The sequence below is a fragment of the Methylomonas sp. BG-2 genome, from assembly GCF_057766305.1.
In genome coordinates, this window is the sequence record NZ_JBYMAP010000458.1 from 1 (window position 1) to 1,510 (window position 1,510).

At 62.6% G+C, this 1,510-nt stretch carries 3 protein-coding genes; all 3 read left to right on the forward strand.

The features are described 5' to 3' along the window. A partial coding sequence (locus AC3B8H_RS21240) for a Mu-like prophage major head subunit gpT family protein (RefSeq protein WP_488443495.1) occupies window positions 1-207 on the forward strand: 207 nt, incomplete at its 5' end. A gap of 31 nt (window positions 208-238) precedes the next feature. Beyond that, a complete protein-coding gene (locus AC3B8H_RS21245; protein WP_488443496.1) occupies window positions 239-967 on the forward strand; it encodes a hypothetical protein in 729 nt (242 codons plus the stop codon). Continuing rightward, window positions 967-1,470, forward strand: a complete 504-nt coding sequence (locus tag AC3B8H_RS21250; RefSeq protein ID WP_488443497.1) for a phage protein Gp36 family protein — start codon at window positions 967-969, stop codon at window positions 1,468-1,470. Before AC3B8H_RS21245 ends, AC3B8H_RS21250 begins: the two co-directional genes overlap by 1 nt. Window positions 1,471-1,510 lie beyond the last annotated feature (40 nt).

Genomic DNA, 1,510 nt, shown 5'->3' on the forward strand with positions numbered 1-1,510 from the left:
ACCAACTTTGCGGCGCTGTACGACCGTATGCTCGCCCAAACGGGGGATGGCGGCATCAAGCTGGGCACAACGCCGACCCTGCTAGTGTGCGGTCCTACCAACCGCGTCGCGGCTGAAAACCTGCTGACCAAACGCACCTTGGCGACTGGCGAAGACAACATCAACTACAAAAAAGTCGAATTGCTGGTCACCCCTTGGGTGCAATAACCCCGGCCGGCTAACCCTTTAGGAGACTGACATGTCCAAACTGTATGCCCGCGTAGCCCTGCGCACTGATCTTGAAAAACGCGACCGCGCCGGCCTGCGCTTTACCCGCAACTGGCTGGAATTGACCGACATTGACGACGCCACGCTGGCGGCGTTGGAAGAAGACCCGTATTTGGAAGTGAGCGACTCGCCGACCGTATTGGTGGAAGTCGCCGCCACCACCCAAGCCGGCGCGATTGAAACCGCCGGCGCCGACACGAATAACCCTGTGAAGAGCGAAGCAAATGAGGGATCGACTGGGGCGATAGCGGCGGAAGGAACCGATACCGGTACCGCCTCCCCGGTGGCTAATACGGCCGACGCTGACACGGGCAACGAAAAACCAACCGAAAGAGGTCCGGAGGCCGACGGGTCCGAGGGCCTCGCTACCACCGACGAAATTAAAACGGGCGATGCCGCCCCGGCGGCGGATGCCGCTGACACTGGAGCGGATGGCACCGCTGCCACGGATGGCGAACAACCTGCGACCGACAGCGCCGATCCGCGCGAAGACGCGATCAAGGCCGGCATTGTGAAGTTGGACCCAAACAATCCGGAACATTGGCTAAAAGACGGCCGGCCCAGCACGATTGCATTACGCGATGTCGCTGGCGTAGCGATCTCATCCGCTGAGCGCGATGCGGTCTGGGACAAACTCCAAGCCGCCGTTGAGCGCGAAGAGGTCTTTTCCGAAGTTCAATCCGCCCGGAGCGCCGGCTAATGCCCTTCGCCACCCGCGCCGATCTGCTGGCCCGCACCAACGCCCGCCGCCTCGCGCAACTGGCGGTACCGGCTGACATGGTCATGCCGCCCGAGGCCGCGTTACGCGTTGCCATCGGCGGCGGTAGCCTGGCCGGCTACAGCGCGGACGAACAAACCGCGCTGGCCGGCGCGCTGGCTGCGATCGACACATGCCTGGCCGATGCCGATGCATTGATCCTCAGCTACGGCATTCCGGACACGGTGCAAACCACGCTGATCGCCCGGCTGTCGTCCACTGTTGCGCTCTACTATCTGCACGGCGCCGAGCGGATGACCGACGATGCCGCCAAAGCGTATCAAGGCGTCATGGATACGCTGAATGCTCATGCTGCCGGCCGATTGAGTTTGATACCGCCCGAGCCGCCGTTACCGACGGACCCCGTGATCTCCGACGACCTGGTGCAGTTCGAAAGCTCGGCCCGCCGCTACGGCAGCACGTCCACCGTAGTCGAGGATTGGTAATGCCTGCATTGAGCCTGTCGAAATGATTTCGCTGACACCC

What these genes read in the sequence shown, in the direction of transcription:
- AC3B8H_RS21245 (WP_488443496.1), top strand. Translation starts at nt 239, where the DNA reads ATGTCCAAACTGTATGCCCGCGTAGCCCTGCGCACTGATCTTGAAAAA.
- AC3B8H_RS21250 (WP_488443497.1), top strand. Translation starts at nt 967, where the DNA reads ATGCCCTTCGCCACCCGCGCCGATCTGCTGGCCCGCACCAACGCCCGC.